This window comes from Endozoicomonas atrinae (assembly GCF_001647025.1).
In the GTDB taxonomy this organism is placed as follows: domain Bacteria; phylum Pseudomonadota; class Gammaproteobacteria; order Pseudomonadales; family Endozoicomonadaceae; genus Endozoicomonas; species Endozoicomonas atrinae.
The window spans coordinates 1-545 of the sequence record NZ_LUKQ02000764.1; the positions used below are offsets into that span (position 1 = coordinate 1).

A 545-nucleotide genomic window follows, 5' to 3' on the forward strand; every position below is an offset into this window, starting at 1 on the left:
AACGTCACCGTCCCTGTATTGACGGCACTCTTGAGCATCTGATGCAAGTGATGGTCTATCGGGAAGGTCTTCCCAGTCTGTTGAAAGAGGTCTCTGAAGATAAGCCGGTTCTTAAAGAGACAATGGTACATCCGGCTCGTGAGTATGCCTTTATCTGGAGTCCGAAGAGAAGAGAAGAGAACTGGAGGTGGTCAGTCGGAGAAAAAATGACAGAGAGGCGCTTGCCACTATTTTTTCTGAAGCAGGGCTTTCGGTAAAAGACCCTGTGAGTAAATTGGAGCGACGGCCGCTGAACTTACAGAGTTTAAAGCACAAACCGGCACTCGCATTTTCACGCCAGGAAGGTATTGAGAGCGCGGATGTGGCTGACGTAAAAATTATTGCGCCGTCCGGGGCCGTTTATCATATCCATTCATCTGCCAAGAAAGCGCATGAGAAAGATGTTTATCAGGCGGCCCAGGAGGATGATGTGGCGCATATACTGACAAATCCTGGCACTAGAGTTATTGAGGCTTCTATTGCGATCCGGTTTCACAAGTCGGCCA

Annotated in this window: 2 protein-coding genes; both read left to right on the forward strand. The window is 49.0% G+C overall.

Annotated features, from left to right (window positions below):
- A partial coding sequence (locus AK963_RS34390) for a hypothetical protein (RefSeq protein ID WP_175404789.1) occupies window positions 1–257 on the forward strand: 257 nt, incomplete at its 5' end.
- Between the two features lie 8 nt (window positions 258–265).
- A partial coding sequence (locus tag AK963_RS34395; RefSeq protein WP_175404790.1) for a hypothetical protein occupies window positions 266–545 on the forward strand: 280 nt, incomplete at its 3' end.